Below are 16822 nucleotides of genomic sequence, written 5' to 3' on the forward strand. Positions count from 1 at the left end.
ATTGGGTAGTATACACATTTGATGTTATTAGAAATTAACAATCTAAGCAACTTAGAAAAGAAAATAAAAAAGTTAGAAATCATTGAGAAGTCTAATTTTCCTTTTTTTGTGTTATCGCTTCTAAAATTTGTTTTGAGAAACTTTATATCAAAAGCTTCATTTAGAATTTCAGATTCTAAAAACTACTGCATACTCAGTTCTGGGCCAGAGTAAGGTGGAGGGGTAGGACCAACAAATAGTATTTTTGGTTTGTTATTACCCATCTAACAAATTACCTTTCGTTTGAGCTACCCATTTTTCAACAGATAATTCTTTACCTTTTGTATTTGCATTTTGACAGAAAGAATTGAGTCTATTATTATCTGTTAATAAATCTGATAATTTTTGTGTATTACTTTCAAAACTTCCCTTTAAAATATAACCATTTTCACCGTCAATTAAGTAATTAATCTCTGGACCGTGTTTATCAGCATCTAAAGTCACATAAGGCCTTCCATAAACAAAGGCATGATTTATAGATAATCCAGAATGTCCAGGCACAAAGACTAAGGATGATCTTGACATTATAGGAGCAATTTTTTCTTCATCAACAAGCGACTTATGCCAAATGATATTTTCATCATCTCCACTAGCTCTTTCAACAACTTCAGACATTGGTCCATCTCCTATAATTTCGAGTTTTAAATCAACTATATTTTTCTTGATTTCGTTGTAATACTTAAATAATTCGGGCACTTGTTTTGAGTCAATTAACCTTCCAATAAACAACAGTCGTTTTGTATCCTCAGGAGGTGCTACGAAGTTATAAAACTTATCAACTTCAATGGTATCAATGGTATTATTTACCCAAAATGCTTTTTTTGCAGCAATTAAATTTTCATTAATAGCAAGCTTCATGCTTTCTTTAGTATAAAACACAACTCGATCTAGTTTTTTAAAAAAAAATTTAGACAACCATAAATCTAAAACTTTTAAATTTTTGTTTTTTGTTTTTAAAACCGGGTGATTATATGAAAAGATATTGGTGTTTTTTAATTTTTTGCAATGATTAGTTAGAAACACAAATAAAGGTAAATTCTTTTTTTCAGCTGGAATCATAATCCAATCAAATAAATGTGCTTCATTTTTTAAAAACAATTTAACATCTTTAGAAAAACCGAATTTTGATTTAGGAACATCAATCCTATCGTGACTAAATTTCCAATCTTGATCATCAATTTCATGGTCTCCCATTTTATTTCGACCAGTACCAGAAAGTATGTGCAGTTGTATCTCAGCATCATTTGCTAAATGATTTAAAAATCTTGCTTTATAATGATTTAAAGCGGGAGAAAGCCACAATATTTTTGTCATATCATCTTTATATTATAACATTTGTAAAAACTCAATTACAACTTAGTGACACCGATAAAGATCATTTTATTCACTTTTATTTCAATGAATCTCGTTTGCTGTTGTTAGAGCTAATCAAATAGTTAAAACCATTTTTTGTGCCAATTAATTAAAAAATAAATAGTCCAAATTGTATTAGTATACTGTTCGTTACCTTCTTTTAATAATTTTAATTGTGAATTTACAGTTTCGACATTAAACAAATTAGTGTCGTTATTAAACTGAACTATATTGTCTTTAACTCCATTATAAATAGTGTCTTTTGCCCATTCTCTAATTGGTAAGTTAAAACCCATTTTTTTTCGATATAGAATATCGTTAGGTAAAATTCTTTCTAGTGATTTCTTTAGAATATATTTATTAATTCCATTTTTAATTTTGTAATGACCAGGTATTGATAATGCTAGTTGAATCATTTCATGATTTAGAAACGGACTTCTAGTTTCTATAGAATTTGCCATCCCTAAACGATCTGCTCTAAACAGAAACTGTTCTATTACAGCTTGTCTATAGCCAGAGTAACACAACCAATTTACATAATCAAATTTATGTCCGTCCAAAAACTTATGATAATCGTCCTTTAATTGCTTCACATAATTATAAGACGAATGTCCATTCACACTGTCTTTAAAATAATCAGAAATTAAGCGACTCTTTACACCTTCTTTAATACCACCAGCTCCTGGCCAAGCAAAATCTTGTTGATTATATAACCTATTCGTCATTTCAGACAATGGACTATCAGGTCTAATCTTATCTACTATAGAATTGGCTAAACCTTTAACAAGTTTTGGTGCTTTGTTAGCAATTTTAAAATATTGATATGTTTTCACATAACGTTCATAATTACTATATCCACTAAATAATTCATCGGGACCATCACCATTTAAAACAACTTTAATATTCTCTTTTTTAGCTAATTGAGAAATAAAATAAATAGGTATAGCTGTAGGATCAGCCTGAGGTTCATCGTAGATATCTGTGATTTTTGGTATAAAATCTAAAAGATCATTTGGAGTTACCTCTTTTACAAAATGATTGGTATCATATCGTTTAGAAATCTTTTCAGCATATTGTAATTCATTATAATTTGGTTGATTTTCAAATCCAATTGTAAAAGTTTTGATTTCTTTTTGGGTATTATTTCGCATCAATGCTACAATAGCGGAAGAATCTACTCCTCCACTTAAAAAGGCACCAACAGGAACATCAGAAATCATTCTTAATCTTACAGATTCTTCAAGTTTATTAAACACCATATCTTCCAATTCTTTTTCGGAAGAAAAATTAAGATCTCTATGCTTTAAATCATTAAAAGACTCGTACGTTTTAATACCTTGCTTATTGACAATCATATAATGACCAGGCTTAAACTTAGCAATGCCTTTAAACATTGTATGTGGAGTAGCAACGGTATTGAATGTTAGAAAATCGTAAAGTACTTTATTATCTATTTCCTTTTTTATCCAAGGCAGCTCAAAGAGGGCTTTAAGCTCTGATGAAAAGGAAAAATTCCCATTCATTTCTGTAAAATATAATGGTTTTTTACCAGAGCGATCTCTAGCAAGAAAAAGTTCTTCTTTTTTAGCATCCCAAATTGCAAAGGCAAACATACCATTAAGGTGGTGTAGCATTTCTACACCAAGTTCATTGTAAAGTTTTAGAATGGTTTCAGTATCGGAATGTGAATTAAACCTTTCACCTTTTAAAAATCTATCATTAAGTAATTTAAAATTAAATACTTCTCCATTGTAAACAATTGTATTTTTTGCTGAAGTATCGTGCATAGGTTGGTGACCTGCATCAGAAAGATCTAAAATACTAAGTCTTGTTTGCCCTAATGCCAATCGGCTAGATTGTTCCTCAACCCACACTCCACTATCATCAGGTCCACGATGTTCTAGAACATTATTCATAGATACAACTGCATCTTTTATATCAAAGTTCGCAGATGTCAATTGAAATATTCCGTTAATACCACACATACAATTTCCTATTAAAGTTTTTGCTTAACCTGATCTATCAACCCTAACCATTCTGACTGAAAGTAGTCCATATCTAATTGTTTCACAAAATCGAATCCCAAATTACCTAAATATTTTTTATTACTAATGCTATGCTGAATTTCATTTTCTAAATCAGAAAAATTAGTCACCACTTTTTGGCCAGATTTCTCAAGCAACTCCTTCATGCCTCCAGTCCCTGAACCAATAACAGGAGTCTTTACCAACAGAGCTTCATGAGCAATTCTATTCCAACCTTCAGGCATTGTAGACATTGCGAGAACGACATCCGAAATTTTCAAAAGCACTGGGAATTCTTCTCTTGTTAGAAAAAAGGACTTTACGGTTTCATTTTTAATTTTTCCTTTTCCAGAGGTTATTAAATTAAATTTAGAATGGTCTATATGCTCTAATATTTTCTCCACTCCTTTACCCTGACCAATCTTACCTATATAAACAGTAGGTTTTTTAGGATCAAGATTCAATTTATCTTTTAAGTTTTCAATATCTCTTTTTTCAAATTGAAAATCTTGTAAATCATAAGAATTATAGATGACTTTAACGTTTTTAATATGACGTTTCTCTAAATAAGATTTCCAAAATTCAGAAACCACAACAACCATGTCAACCTTTCGAAGGTTTTTTAATAATTGTTTTAAAAATAATTTACCAAAAATTGATTTCTCTCCAATGCTTTCATCAATATGATGAATAATGGCAATATTATATTTATTGTAATCCAATTTATTAAATGCTAATACAAAAGGATCTGACACACAAATGTCTGCATCAATGGTTTGTTTATGATTCTTGAAAAAATATTTTAATGCATTTTCATTTTTTATGTAATGAGAATTTATTGAAATTTCATATTCTTTTTTTATAGAATTAATTGCATCAATTTCATAAAGCGTGCCTCCTGTAAATTGAAAATCACTCACATTATCAAAATAAGACTGCATTGCTGGTGACTTTGTTAACCACTGTATTTTCAAATGATCTTTTGGCATTATTTATAAACTTTTAAACTTGATGTTAAGGTCATAAAGTTTGGTAAAAACTCATTATTATAATCGCCAACCTCATCGGCATAATCAAAATAAGCTTTTACTATCTCTGGTGAATCTACACTTATTGGCACATTTATTTTAAAATCATTCAATCTATTGAGCGCTTTAAAATATCTTGTATCTAAAAAATTAAACGGATCAGGAAACACAAAGCCTTTTCTTTTAAATCCAAGTGCATCTGCATTACAAATCTCTATGTTTGGTGCAATTTTAAACTTTAAAAAAGCAGCATTCATACTACAATTTTCAAACAAGTCTTTTAAAAATATCTCATAGGCTGTAAAGAATTCTTTAAACCATAGGACAACATCCTTTTTAGACACCTTTCCGCTAAACCAATTATTCCTTAAATCAACACCTTTATGAACCAACTTGATTAATTCTTCAGGGTGAATATTTAAAAATTCAAAATCATATGGAAGTGCCTTAATATGCAAAAACAATGATCTTAATTTAATAGTATTATATGATTTTTGAATGACTAAATTCACATACATTTTGAATAAAAACTCTAGAGCGATTTGTTCTTTTAATATAATTTGATCAGATTCTAAAGTTTTATTTTGTAATTCAACATCTTCACCAGAAAGCAATCTAAAATTATGAAAAAACGTAAACTTTAATGAATTTTGAAAATGCTTTTCTGAAGCGCCATATAAACCATGAGTAAAGAGATAATTACCAATATTATCATTATTAACTCTTGGATTTGAATTGTAGTTATAGCCATCTTTAAAGACGACAACCAAGTCAATATCAGAAATTCCAGGAGTTGACAACCCTCCTATTTGATAAATAGATTTTACGCCTTCTACTTTAGACAACACATCCACTTGTCTGTCCATTGCCTTATGGTATGCATCTTCATTAAACTTTCTAGGAATATCTACGAGTCTCATATACGTCTTTCTATCTAACTTAATAATTATATTTTTTTATGACCTCAGAAAAATGTTTATCAAAATAGGCAATGTGATTTTCGTTAAAAAAACGTTGCCATTTCTTAGTTTTAACAGAAGATATGTGCTTATGTTTCTCAATATCTTTTTTACTCATTTTATTAATATCCTCTTTATCAGCGATAGTTTTGGCTACTGCTATTTGAGCATCTGAAAACTTACAATGTTTAAAAATAGTCATCATGTTTTCATCATAGTTCTCCATGACGTCTTCAAATTTTAATTCTAATGCATTTGCTTTTTCAAAATCCCATTTAAGCATATCTTCAATTGTCCATTTGCCATAGTGGTTCATTTCATAAAGAATAGCGTCCTCTTCGTTCAAGGCATTAATTTTTTCTTGATAAGACTGACCTTCTAGACTGTTTAAGTAATCTATTTTCCATTGCTCCGATCGATACATTTGAGAATTTGGAACTTGCGGATAAACAATAGGATTTTCAGTTTGAAAATTTTTGTTCACACACCATTCCTCAACAGTTCTTTTATGATACAAGTAACCTGAAATGATTATATCTCGAGGATCTCTTACCATATGAATACCTATATATTCTTTTGGGAGCTTACTGTAATCAACTTGAGAATGTAAAAAGAAAACTACATCAGCATTAGGGATTTCATCTACAGAACCAGCTATACTAACAAACTTCCATCCATACTTTAAAGAAAGTTGCAAAAACACCTTGCCCAGTAGCTTAGTACCACATTTATGATATCCAAATATAAATATTGGCACGTCTCGTTTAGTGCCACAAACTTTATTTAAAAAATAATACCTTAACTGTTTAATCCTCTTATTCATAAATGTTATTATTTTTCAAAAATAAATTAATTCGCGAAGATATCTTTATTAATCTTTTTAATAAATAATTTTAAACTTTTATAAAATGCTGGATTCAATTTTTTGTTGATTTCATTACTAACCTTAGGAGAGACAAATTTTTTAGTTAATCTTCTAAAAATTATTTCAGGTCGTGTCATTATCAAATTTTGAAAAGCACTTAGACTGTAACTCCAATGAGATCTAATTTCAGAAGCAGTTTCAATACAATTCCATTCTTGGCTACTAAAATCTCCTTTAACTACAGTAAAACTATCTTTTTTAAAGAGACCTTTATTCATCTTTGCTGAATAATACATTGTAGGTAAAAGCATTACTTTACTTAAAAAACTTTTGAGCTCATATAATCGCATAGACTCTGAACTAGAGTGATTTTCAATGCTATTAATTAATTGTTTTAAACTTCTCTTGTAATCTACATTATCAGAATTGAAGGTAAGATTAATCTCTATATTGTTAAGGATTGGATAAATCAACTTAGAGTGATTTAAAACTTCATAAGGCAAATAAAATTGGGGATAATTTTTTAATTGAGATTCTTTAATTTGAAACCATCCATGATGTTGTAATGGGTCAAATTTTAATAGAAATCTCATCGATTCTTTTTTAAAAGATGTCAAGTCATCAGAATCAGCAAATTCGTCTTTAACGATAATAAGTCCGTCAAAATCACTGTAACGAATTATCTCATTGGTTCCAAAGCTACCGTGAGCTATCACAGCGACAAACAAATGGTCATATTTATTCGAAATTAAATTTCTTATTGAACTTATAATTTCTTCATTAGAATTACATAACTCAATATTAATACTTTTAGATATTACCATTTTATTCGTTTCGATTGACACAATTAGGTTTAGAAAACAAAGTGAAATTATTTATTTCTTTAAAAGTTTCTTATATGTTTTAAAGAGCCAATTTACTAAATGATGCATGTTTTTATGTTTAAAAATAAAAAACCATGCTAATTTATTTTTAGTGTTAAAATTCTCCTTCGTCTCATTAAAAAAATCAATTCTATCCTTTAAGGGTATATCAATATTTTTTAACACATTAAAAATTCTATTATTTATATTTATTTGAAATAAAGAACTGAATTCGAATTGTGTGATTTTATTGAAAGCATTGTAAGAGTTGATGACTTTTAAGTTATAATGTTTTTTAAAAACAGCATTACTTTTCATCTTATAACTCCAAGACTCTGTATGATCGTGTCTATAAATTGACATAAACCTTGGTACATAAATTATTTTTGAACAATAAGCTGCCCAAAGTATAAGAAAAGAATGTGAAATTTTATTAGAATAGAACGCTGGATGCTCAAATTTCAACTTATCAACTATTTCTTTCTCAAAAACAAATGAAGCTACTGGAGTCTTAATATTTTGACCATTCTTTTTAAGAATATCTATAGCTGAAAGAATTTTAATCTCTTCACCATAATAGTACACAGACTTATCTTTCTTAACATCGTTAACACCATATTTAAAAATTTCGGCAGCGTGAAAAGAAAAGCCTAAGTTATGTTTTTCTAATAAATCAACCTGAATTTGTAATTTGTTTGGATCTGTCCAATAATCATCACCTTCACACATGGCGATATACTTCCCTTTTGCTCTTGGGAAATTAATTGTTGCAGTGACTGAAACACCTTTTGAATATTGATTTTCAGTTTGATAAATAGGTTTTATAATATCAGGATACTTGTGTTCATATTCTCGTATGATATTTGCTGTTTCATCTGTTGAAGCATCATCATGAATTAAAACTTCAAAAGCAAAATTAGTTTTTTGCATCATGAAGCCATCTAAACATTGTCTAATAAAATGTTCATGATTGAAAGCTAGACAGCAAATAGAAACTTTTATATCACTCATGTGAAAATTTTAGTGGAAAATTTCTTTTTTCAAATTCAATATTAAGTTACCTCAACCTTTTTGGTGTGTCTACCGCTCTAGCAGGATTACCAAAACATTTAGTACCTGAAGGAACATCTTTAACAACATTAGAAGCCATTCCGATCATGCAGTCATCACCAATAGTTATTTTATTATTAGTAGTAGCATTGATACCAATGAAATTGCGATCTCCCATAACAATATTAGCAACAATAGCTTGGGTTGCTATTAAATTGTAGTTCCCAACAATACCATCATGTCCAACAGTTACACCACTCATTAATGAATTGAATTGACCAACTTTAGCTTTAGGATTGACTACGGTATGTGCTAATATTATTGTACCTATTCCAATTGATGCACTTCTAGCGATCATGCAACTCGGATGAATAAAGGTACAATATCGATCCAATGGTATTCCCAAACTATCTTTAAAATCAATCGTTTCTTGCATTGATTGAATATTATAGGATTGAAATATAAACTTAACATCCTGATCGTCCTTATATTTTTCATAAGCATCTTCGATTCTACACAATACAGGAAAACCATTAATATCAGCTCCTATGGGTTCATCGTTATACGCAAAACCAATACACTCTATAGGTTTTCCGTAGGTATGTTGCGCATCGTATATATAATCAGCAATTAATGTTGCTGAACTTTTTCCTCCAATTATTATTACTTTTTCCATTTTAACTCTCAAACTGTTTTCTTCGTTTTTCAATTAGCTCTACTCTTGCTATAATATCTTTAGATTTAGTAATTAGAGGAGGTCCGACAAACTTACCTTCAATAATAGCAACACCTTTATTGAGCTTTTTTGCTTCATCATATAGCCTCAAGAACTCAACTGAATCCTCATATTCTTTATCAGTCGGACTAAATATTTGATTTACTTTTTCATTTTGTTTTGGATGTAAAACCCACATTCCACCATACCCAAGAATCTTACCTGTTTCAAGATGTCTCTCTAGACCTTCTAAATCATGAACATGAATATAAGCTGCATCTATAGCTTCTAATTTATGAGCTCTGGCTACAATTGGCACAAGTTTTCGTGGAAAAGAAATACTGACATTTGTTTCAAAATCTCTTACGCCTTGTATGTCGGAAACATAATCTTCAGATCCAAATCCTAAAGCAATAATTCTTTCAGAGGAAATTGCAATTTCATTAATATTAACTATTGACAAGGCACTTTCTAGAATGGGAATTATGGAAAATGTGTTTTTCTCTAAACCTCTTTCTAATTCTATTGAAGTTAACAGATTATCTAAATACTGAACATCTTCTTTGGTATTGGTTTTAGATAATAAAAATCCATCTATGTTACCATGTGTAACTTTTAAAACATCTTGTAAAAAGAATTCAGTTTCTATCTCATTTAATCTTACGAACTTTTGAAAACGGTCAAATTGTTTGTCTTTAGACCTTCTAGTAATAACCTCTCTCGCAAGAAGTTTATTAGTTTCTGGCTGAACACTATCTTCTAAATCGAAAATAAGAGCATCTGCAGTACTTCTTGAAGCCGAATCAATTAATTTTTCGTTATGCCCAGGAACGAACATCATACTACGCAGTAATTGTAGTTTATCCTTCATGATTTCTTTTTTTAATTAAAATCTTTCTTCTAAACCTTATAACATCTATGTTATCTTGATTATAACCCGTAGTTTCTACATAAACTATCCCTCTATCGTTTTTAGAATTTGATTCTCTTTTACTTAAGACTTCTGTTTTACTGTAGATAGTATCATTAATAAAGGTTGGTTTTAAATGGTCTATATTTTCATATGCTAGATTAGCAATTGCCTTTCCACTTACGTCAAGTACAGTTAAATGCACTGCTAAACAAAACACCAATGTTCCTGGTACTAAAACTTGACCATGCTGATTGTCTTTGCAATAATCAATATTAGTATGTACAGGATGATGATTCATTGTCAACATCGAAAATAGATTATTATCTGATTCAAAAATTGTTTTTGATTGACAGTGTTCGATTACTTCTCCAACAACAAAGTCTTCAAAATAATTTCCCATTTTATTTGCTTCCATAAATTACAAATTCTAAATTTTACTTTGTGTTTTATTCATTTTTTCAAACAGATATTTTATACGAATTACATGTGGTTTTTCAAATACCTTACCATCAACAGTAAAAACATCAATATCATTAATTGAAACATCTTTGATCTTATCGTAGACAAAATTAAGTTGATTTATTTCTTCTTCAGTCATAAACTCAACTTTATTTAATTCATCCAACTGTTTAGGATGAATAATAAATTTACCATTTGCACCTGACTCAAAAGCAAAAATGCATTCTTTTTTAAATTGAGAAAAGTTTTTTAGATCTAAATCAACTCCATCTATATATGCAACATTATATGCTTTTGCATACAAAATCAATTGGCGCTTATAGTGAGCTAAGTGCTCTAAAGTGTGTTTAATTCCAGCTATAGAACAAAAGTCATGACTACCAAAACCAATGGCACGGATTTGAATTGAAAATCTTTTTAGTATTTCAGGAATCGCTACAAAACTAGATGGATTCTCAATTAGGACAATCATTTTTAGTTTAATATCGTCTGACATTGAAATCACAGTGTTAATATCTTCTAACGAATTAATTTTTGGAAGTACGATTTGCCCCTCAAACTTCACTATTAAATCTCTAATTTGTTTGGCTGTATAGCAATTATCAAAGAATGGAATTCTTAGATACATGTTTTGACTAAACTCTAATGATAAGACAAGTTCTATAGCAGATTGCTTATTGTTTATCGAAACTGCATCTTCTAAATCAATTACAAAAAAGTCTGCATTGATATTATCAATTTTATTTAGATAATTTGGTTTATCTCCTGGAATAAAAAAATAACTTTCAATCATAAACTTACATCTTATGCGTTTGAGATGTTATCACAAAAGTGTCAACTGCATTATTAACAAAAAAACATTTAAACAACTTCTATCCTCTTAGTGTTTAGAGTTTTTAGTAATAATTGACAAATTAAGTCAACTTGCTCAACAGTTAAATTGAAGTACAATGGCAAGCATATAATTCTACTGGCTATATCTTCTGAAACTGGACATGCTGAATAACTCACAATATTTTTTAAGTTATTAAGTGATGGGTAGAAATATCTTCTTGGAAAAATATTAGCATTATTAAAAGCATTCATTGCTTTCAATAATTGTTGTTCTGTTTCAAACACTACTGGAAAGTAAGAATAGTTTGTTTCTCCAAATTCCACTTTTTGAAATTTTAAATCCTTATCTATCTTAAGTGTATCATGGTATCTTTTATACTTTAACTTTCTGTCTTCTAACACAGCATCAAAGTATTTTAAATTTGCTAAACCTAGTGACGCATGTATCTCAGTCATTTTCCCATTAAAGCCGTCTTGAACAATATTTTTACTCTTATCATGACCAAAAAACCTAATGCTTTTTATTTTTTCATCGAGATCTATATCTGAAGTAATACAAGCACCACCTTCTGCTGTATTTAATAATTTTGTTCCGTGCATACTTGTCGCAGAAACATCTCCATAATTTAAAACACTCTCGCCTTTTACTGTTGATCCTAATGCATGAGCTGCATCATAAATAACTTTAAGATTATGTTTTTCAGCAATCTTTTTTATAGCTTCAACATTGCAAGGAGTCCCAAAAACATGAACAGGCATTATTGCAACTGTCTTATCGGTTATCAGTTCTTCAATTTTATTTACATCAATGTTGAACGTTTCCGGATCAATATCACAAAATACAGGCGTACAATCCTCATATTTTATGGCACTAATTGTTGCAACCCAACTAAATGGAGTTGTTATAATTTCTCCTTTTACTTCAAGAGCTCTTATCGCTACTTGAAGTGCAATAGTTCCATTGGTAAGCGTCGAAATGTTGTCGACTCCAAGTTTATTTTTAAGATCTTCTTCAAATTTAACAACCTTAGGTCCGTTATGCGTCAATATTCCTGTTTCCCATACATCTTCTAACAATTCAATATATTCAGCTAAAGGAGGTAATGATGGTTGTGTAACGTAAATTGGCTTGTTATTCATATGCTTTATTTTTAATTCCTTCTATAATACGAGCTTGATCTAGATTCTGTTGATTTTCCATTTCTTTTAATTCCTCATCATAAATACAATCATAGAAATGAGTCAACATATTTACGAAATGATTGTCACTTTGTAATTCTATGGTTTGTTTATCTTGTGGTGTTTCTATTTCAAATAGTGGTTTATAACCTGGTGGTGCTGTAAACAATCGATTCGTACTAATTTTACCTTCACTACACCAAATTTCTACACCACATTGATAATAATTATTAAATCCAAATGCTAAAGAAGAGAATAATCCGTTCTCTTTTTGTTTTAAAAATGCTCCACCCCAAATATCTACTTCATCTTTAGGTGTTTTATTGAGTGAAGCAGCTTCTACACTTAATCCAAACCCTAAAATGATTTGTGATATTTTAGCGGTGTAAGCTCCTGCATCCAAGAGCGCACCTCCACCTAATTCTTTTTTGTATCTAATATTGTCTAAATCGCTAAAAGGCGGAAAACCAAAAGAAGCTTTGATAGCTCTAATGTCTCCAATTTCTTTGCTTTTCAATTTATCAATCAAAAATTTTAATTGACTATGAAACCTAAATTGAAAATTCTCCATGAGAACTAACCTATTATTTCGAGCTAAAGATACTAGTTTTGTAACCTCCGACAAATTACATCCTAATGATTTTTCAACTAAGACATGAATACCATTTTTTAAAGCTTTTTCTACGAATTCAAAATGTAAAGCGTTTGGTAATGGGATATAAATTGCATCTACAAATGTCTTATCTAGAATTGCATCATATCCTTGAAAAGCCTCTACATTTAAAGTCTTAGTAAGATCTTTAATTTTTGAAATGTCTCTACTCGCTATACCGACTATTTCAAAAATATGATCAAGCGAAACCAATGTTGGGATAATTGCTTTTTTTGCAATATTTGATGAGCCAAGTATTCCTATTCTAATTTTAGTCATCCTATTCGCTTTTAAATGATATAGCTGCCAACAAAGTTCTAGCTTGTATATTTATGTAATTATTAAATCGTATGAAGGTTTGCAATTGATTTATGGTCATCCAAATATAATTATCAGGCAAATCAACTTCTATTTCATCTCCAGCAAATATCATAATATTTCTATTTTGTTCTTTATAAAACCTTCCACCTTCCTCCGATTGAATCGTGTCAAATATTATTTGATTTTTAGGTGCATCCAAAACATAATCCAAAAACGGTAATTTATCTTTAGCTGTATTTTTGTAATTTCCAGTAAGACATTGTACAGTAGGTGCGAACTCAATAATATCAAAATTACCACATTCTAATTTAGTCTGAACAATAAAATGCAAAACACCATTAATTTCTTTACAAACAAATGCACATAACCCTTCTTGGGCAGGTTCTACCATAGGTTGTGTCCATTTAACAACCTCTCTATTTTCAATACTCACTTCTACAGCTATGATACTAAAATATTTGTGATCTTTATGATGAATAGAATTATCATCAATAATCCAATCTTTAATATCAGAAAGAGGAAGTGATTCAACTTCTAATTCATATTTACATTTTTGTTTTGTTACATAATTAACAATATCATCTAAAGTATGTAAGGTATTCTTTGTTAGTAAAGTTGATTTTAAAAACTTATTTTCAATGGAATTTTCATTGACTTCAGAATCGAAAAAATTAAATGAGTTTAATTGCTCATCATCGAAATTACCAAAAGGGATTCCTGAAATAACTGTTCTAGTATCCATATTTACTAGATTATTGTGACACATTAAATGTTTTATTTGACCAAGTGAGAGCCATATAAAGTTGTCAAATAATTCAAGATCTTCATCAACTTTAATGATAATATTTCTATTTCTCTTCTTTAAAAATCGAGCTCCCTGCTCACTCTGTAGCTGATCTAACAAAATTTGATCTGGTGTAGCATTAACAAATAAATCTAAGTAAGCTGGAGCTTTACCTTTATGCGCTCTAGTGTAGTTACTTTTTGTAGCTTGCAAAGTAGGAGATAATTGAACATTATTCACGTTCCCTGGCTCAATCTTAGCTTGTAATAAAAAATGCAAAACACCATCAAATTCTTTGGTTACAAATCCTAAATACCCAATTTCAGGCTGATTGATGATAGGCTGAGACCACTGTTTTACTTTTCCCCAATTGGTTTTGACATTAATGCCTTCTATAGTAAAAAACTTACCCGTTTGATGTTTCAGTATCGATTTGGATTCATCAAATCCCCAAAGATCCATACTACTAAAGGGTATTTTTTTTACTTCAACTTTTATTTTTTGATTTTGCTCTTTTATCCAATTTATAGCATAATTTGTAGTTACTTGCGTAGTATCTAGAGCAAATGCGGACTTCAGAAATAAAAGACTTTTATGTATATCCATTTTCTAATTTAATAATTTGGAATAATATGATTACCCATAGTTTATTCTAATGCTTTAATATAAATAGTTTTAAAAACATATCTTGGACAGCTAAAATATTCAATTTCCTTCTTTTAAATCTCAAAAAACACACATTTAGAATTAAAATTTCATCTATTTTATTGAAGTTAGAATTCCTTACCTAACTTTTCTAAATTTTTTTAAGAGTGTTTTTTTTATGTAAATATAATCACTAAAATTAGTGACTTCTGAATAGACAATTATAAAAGTACTACCTATTAATATTTGCAATATTAACTCAAGCAACGGATTGAAATTTATAAAATAATCAAAAAAACATACGATAATCCCCATAACTATTGCAACAGAAAGAGAGGGTAAAATATCTTTAAGTTGTTGTATGGATGAATAATTAATCAACTTTACACTCCAAAAACTATTCATAAAGTATGCGATTAAATTATTGGCAATAATACAAACTATCATCCATTTAATTCCATAAAAAAACCCAAGTGCTATTGCGGGAATTACTAAAACTCTCTTTAGTATCTCTAATCTTAAAAACCTACCAGAATAACCATAAACTTTTAGAATATTTAAATTAAGTGAATGCATCGGATATAATATTCCTGTAAAAACCAGCAATTGCAGTAATGGTATAGATTCTGACCATTTACTTCCTAATAAAGTTAAAATAAGGGATTCTGACACAGCTCCTAAGCCAATCATTAAAACAGCTGTAATAAACATTGCGCTTCTCATAATTTGACGAAAAGTGCTTTTTAGTCTAGGAATATCATCTTGCAGCTCTGATAGTACAGGAAAAGTAACTCTTTGGATGGCCGAATTGATATTTTGAGAAGGCAATTTTTTAAATTGATCTGCACGTGTATAAAAACCTAGATCTGCGGCTGAGAAAAATTTTCCAATAAATAGTAAATATATGTTTTGAAAAATTGAACTAAATAATCCACTTAACATTAATTTTGAACCAAAACCGAACAACTCTTTAAAGGAAGATTTACTAAATATTAAATTAGGCATCCATTTATTACAAAACCACAACAATATTGAATGAAGTCCACGTCCTATTAATTGTTTAACTACTAAACTCCAGACGCCAAATCCATAATATGCCATAATTATAGCCACTATTCCACTTGCAACATCAGCTATTAATGTGATCTTAGTTTGAAGTTTAAAATCAATTCGCTTTATGAGTTGAGTCCGTTGTATTATTGAAAATGCATCAAATATCAAAACAACTGAAAACACCTTAACAATGGAATTCAATTGAGGTTCATCAAAAAATAGCTCTATGTATGGTGCCGCAAAAAACAAGCTTAACGCTAGTAAAATACCGACAATCAAATTAAAGTAGAAAACGGTTGAATAATCTGTATCTGTACAGTCTTTCTTTCTTATAAGAGCTTGTGTAAATCCTGAATTAATTAGAGATGTAGAAATTGCAATAAATACGGCAATCATGCCAATAAGCCCAAACTCTTCAGGCAGGAGTAGTCTTGCAAGGATAATTCCAATAATAAAATTTATTCCTTGTTTAGAAAAACTTTCAATAAAGCTCCATACTAAACCATTAATAGTTTTTTGTTTTAACGACATGTTTCTATGCTAAGATTGCTTTTAAATAATCATAATAATCACCTTTTAGATTTTTGACTCTATCAGCTAATCCTTCTTTACTTATCCATTTATAACTCAATGCAATCTCTTCCAAACATGCAATTTTTAAACCTGTTCTCTTTTCAACCGCTTTTACAAATTCTGTAGCTTCAGTAAGTGCTTCATGTGTTCCAGTATCCAACCATGCAAAGCCTCTACTTAATAACTGAAGTTTTAAATTTTCCTCTTCAAGATAGGCTTGATTTACAGATGTGATTTCTAATTCTCCTCGATGAGAAGGTTTTACATTTTTTGCTATTTCAATAACCGAATTCGGATAAAAGTACAATCCAACTACAGCAAAATTTGATTTTGGGTCTTTAGGCTTTTCCTCTAAACTTAACACGTTACGCTGATTATCAAATTCAGCAACTCCGTATCGTTCTGGATCTTTTACATAATTACCAAAAATTACTGCTTTTCTTTTATCACTAACAGTGTCTATAGCTTCTTTCAATATTTTTTGTAATCCTGCTCCATAAAAAATATTATCAC

General features: G+C 29.6%; 16 protein-coding genes. All 16 read right to left on the reverse strand.

What is annotated here, in order from left to right; genetic code table 11:
* Window positions 1-255: 255 nt before the first annotated feature.
* On the reverse strand, window positions 256-1353 hold the full coding sequence (locus tag AB8B90_RS11490) for a glycosyltransferase family 4 protein (protein ID WP_405337005.1): 1098 nt from the start codon (window positions 1351-1353) through the stop codon (window positions 256-258).
* 122 nt (window positions 1354-1475) lie between these two features.
* On the reverse strand, window positions 1476-3377 hold the full coding sequence (gene asnB, locus AB8B90_RS11495) for an asparagine synthase (glutamine-hydrolyzing) (RefSeq protein ID WP_405337007.1): 1902 nt from the start codon (window positions 3375-3377) through the stop codon (window positions 1476-1478).
* 11 nt (window positions 3378-3388) lie between these two features.
* The gene (locus AB8B90_RS11500) at window positions 3389-4405 is read right to left on the reverse strand and encodes a glycosyltransferase (protein WP_405337009.1); all 1017 of its coding nucleotides are present in this window, start codon (window positions 4403-4405) and stop codon (window positions 3389-3391) included.
* A complete protein-coding gene (locus AB8B90_RS11505; protein ID WP_405337011.1) occupies window positions 4405-5364 on the reverse strand; it encodes a hypothetical protein in 960 nt (319 codons plus the stop codon). The genes AB8B90_RS11500 and AB8B90_RS11505 overlap by 1 nt, the downstream gene beginning before the upstream one ends.
* Window positions 5365-5383: 19 nt before the next feature.
* The gene (locus AB8B90_RS11510) at window positions 5384-6226 is read right to left on the reverse strand and encodes a sulfotransferase domain-containing protein (protein WP_405337013.1); all 843 of its coding nucleotides are present in this window, start codon (window positions 6224-6226) and stop codon (window positions 5384-5386) included.
* 26 nt (window positions 6227-6252) lie between these two features.
* Complete coding sequence (locus AB8B90_RS11515; protein ID WP_405337015.1) at window positions 6253-7092, reverse strand: hypothetical protein; 840 nt, start codon at window positions 7090-7092, stop codon at window positions 6253-6255.
* 51 nt (window positions 7093-7143) lie between these two features.
* Entirely contained in the window at window positions 7144-8142 is a 999-nt protein-coding gene (locus tag AB8B90_RS11520; protein WP_405337017.1) for a glycosyltransferase family 2 protein, read from the reverse strand.
* A 46-nt stretch (window positions 8143-8188) separates the two neighbouring features.
* Window positions 8189-8857 (reverse strand): acetyltransferase, encoded by a 669-nt coding sequence (locus AB8B90_RS11525; RefSeq protein ID WP_405337019.1) that lies wholly within the window; start codon window positions 8855-8857, stop codon window positions 8189-8191.
* Between the two features lies 1 nt (window position 8858).
* On the reverse strand, window positions 8859-9767 hold the full coding sequence (locus AB8B90_RS11530; RefSeq protein ID WP_405337021.1) for an HpcH/HpaI aldolase/citrate lyase family protein: 909 nt from the start codon (window positions 9765-9767) through the stop codon (window positions 8859-8861).
* Entirely contained in the window at window positions 9757-10224 is a 468-nt protein-coding gene (locus tag AB8B90_RS11535) for a MaoC family dehydratase (RefSeq protein WP_405337023.1), read from the reverse strand. The genes AB8B90_RS11530 and AB8B90_RS11535 overlap by 11 nt, the downstream gene beginning before the upstream one ends.
* Before the next feature lie 12 nt (window positions 10225-10236).
* On the reverse strand, window positions 10237-11061 hold the full coding sequence (locus AB8B90_RS11540) for an HpcH/HpaI aldolase/citrate lyase family protein (protein ID WP_405337025.1): 825 nt from the start codon (window positions 11059-11061) through the stop codon (window positions 10237-10239).
* A gap of 68 nt (window positions 11062-11129) precedes the next feature.
* Complete coding sequence (locus AB8B90_RS11545) at window positions 11130-12242, reverse strand: DegT/DnrJ/EryC1/StrS family aminotransferase (protein ID WP_405337027.1); 1113 nt, start codon at window positions 12240-12242, stop codon at window positions 11130-11132.
* Window positions 12235-13212, reverse strand: a complete 978-nt coding sequence (locus AB8B90_RS11550) for a Gfo/Idh/MocA family protein (protein ID WP_405337029.1) — start codon at window positions 13210-13212, stop codon at window positions 12235-12237. The genes AB8B90_RS11545 and AB8B90_RS11550 overlap by 8 nt, the downstream gene beginning before the upstream one ends.
* A 1-nt stretch (window position 13213) precedes the next feature.
* A complete protein-coding gene (locus AB8B90_RS11555; RefSeq protein ID WP_405337031.1) occupies window positions 13214-14644 on the reverse strand; it encodes an NDP-hexose 2,3-dehydratase family protein in 1431 nt (476 codons plus the stop codon).
* 177 nt (window positions 14645-14821) lie between these two features.
* Entirely contained in the window at window positions 14822-16267 is a 1446-nt protein-coding gene (locus AB8B90_RS11560) for a lipopolysaccharide biosynthesis protein (protein ID WP_405337033.1), read from the reverse strand.
* Window positions 16268-16271: 4 nt separating this feature from the next.
* On the reverse strand, window positions 16272-16822 hold a 551-nt coding region (locus AB8B90_RS11565; protein ID WP_405337035.1), incomplete at its 5' end, for a sugar nucleotidyltransferase.

It is taken from the genome of Psychroserpens sp. (assembly GCF_045105015.1).
In the GTDB taxonomy this organism is placed as follows: Bacteria; Bacteroidota; Bacteroidia; order Flavobacteriales; family Flavobacteriaceae; genus Psychroserpens.

Coding starts and splice junctions, on each gene's coding strand:
- AB8B90_RS11490 (WP_405337005.1), bottom strand. CDS start 1,353: ATGACAAAAATATTGTGGCTTTCTCCCGCTTTAAATCATTATAAAGCA.
- AB8B90_RS11550 (WP_405337029.1), bottom strand. CDS start 13,212: ATGACTAAAATTAGAATAGGAATACTTGGCTCATCAAATATTGCAAAA.
- AB8B90_RS11520 (WP_405337017.1), bottom strand. CDS start 8,142: ATGAGTGATATAAAAGTTTCTATTTGCTGTCTAGCTTTCAATCATGAA.
- AB8B90_RS11500 (WP_405337009.1), bottom strand. CDS start 4,405: ATGCCAAAAGATCATTTGAAAATACAGTGGTTAACAAAGTCACCAGCA.
- asnB (WP_405337007.1), bottom strand. CDS start 3,377: ATGTGTGGTATTAACGGAATATTTCAATTGACATCTGCGAACTTTGAT.
- AB8B90_RS11510 (WP_405337013.1), bottom strand. CDS start 6,226: ATGAATAAGAGGATTAAACAGTTAAGGTATTATTTTTTAAATAAAGTT.
- AB8B90_RS11535 (WP_405337023.1), bottom strand. CDS start 10,224: ATGGAAGCAAATAAAATGGGAAATTATTTTGAAGACTTTGTTGTTGGA.
- AB8B90_RS11555 (WP_405337031.1), bottom strand. CDS start 14,644: ATGGATATACATAAAAGTCTTTTATTTCTGAAGTCCGCATTTGCTCTA.
- AB8B90_RS11560 (WP_405337033.1), bottom strand. CDS start 16,267: ATGTCGTTAAAACAAAAAACTATTAATGGTTTAGTATGGAGCTTTATT.
- AB8B90_RS11515 (WP_405337015.1), bottom strand. CDS start 7,092: ATGGTAATATCTAAAAGTATTAATATTGAGTTATGTAATTCTAATGAA.
- AB8B90_RS11525 (WP_405337019.1), bottom strand. CDS start 8,857: ATGGAAAAAGTAATAATAATTGGAGGAAAAAGTTCAGCAACATTAATT.
- AB8B90_RS11530 (WP_405337021.1), bottom strand. CDS start 9,767: ATGAAGGATAAACTACAATTACTGCGTAGTATGATGTTCGTTCCTGGG.
- AB8B90_RS11545 (WP_405337027.1), bottom strand. CDS start 12,242: ATGAATAACAAGCCAATTTACGTTACACAACCATCATTACCTCCTTTA.
- AB8B90_RS11505 (WP_405337011.1), bottom strand. CDS start 5,364: ATGAGACTCGTAGATATTCCTAGAAAGTTTAATGAAGATGCATACCAT.
- AB8B90_RS11540 (WP_405337025.1), bottom strand. CDS start 11,061: ATGATTGAAAGTTATTTTTTTATTCCAGGAGATAAACCAAATTATCTA.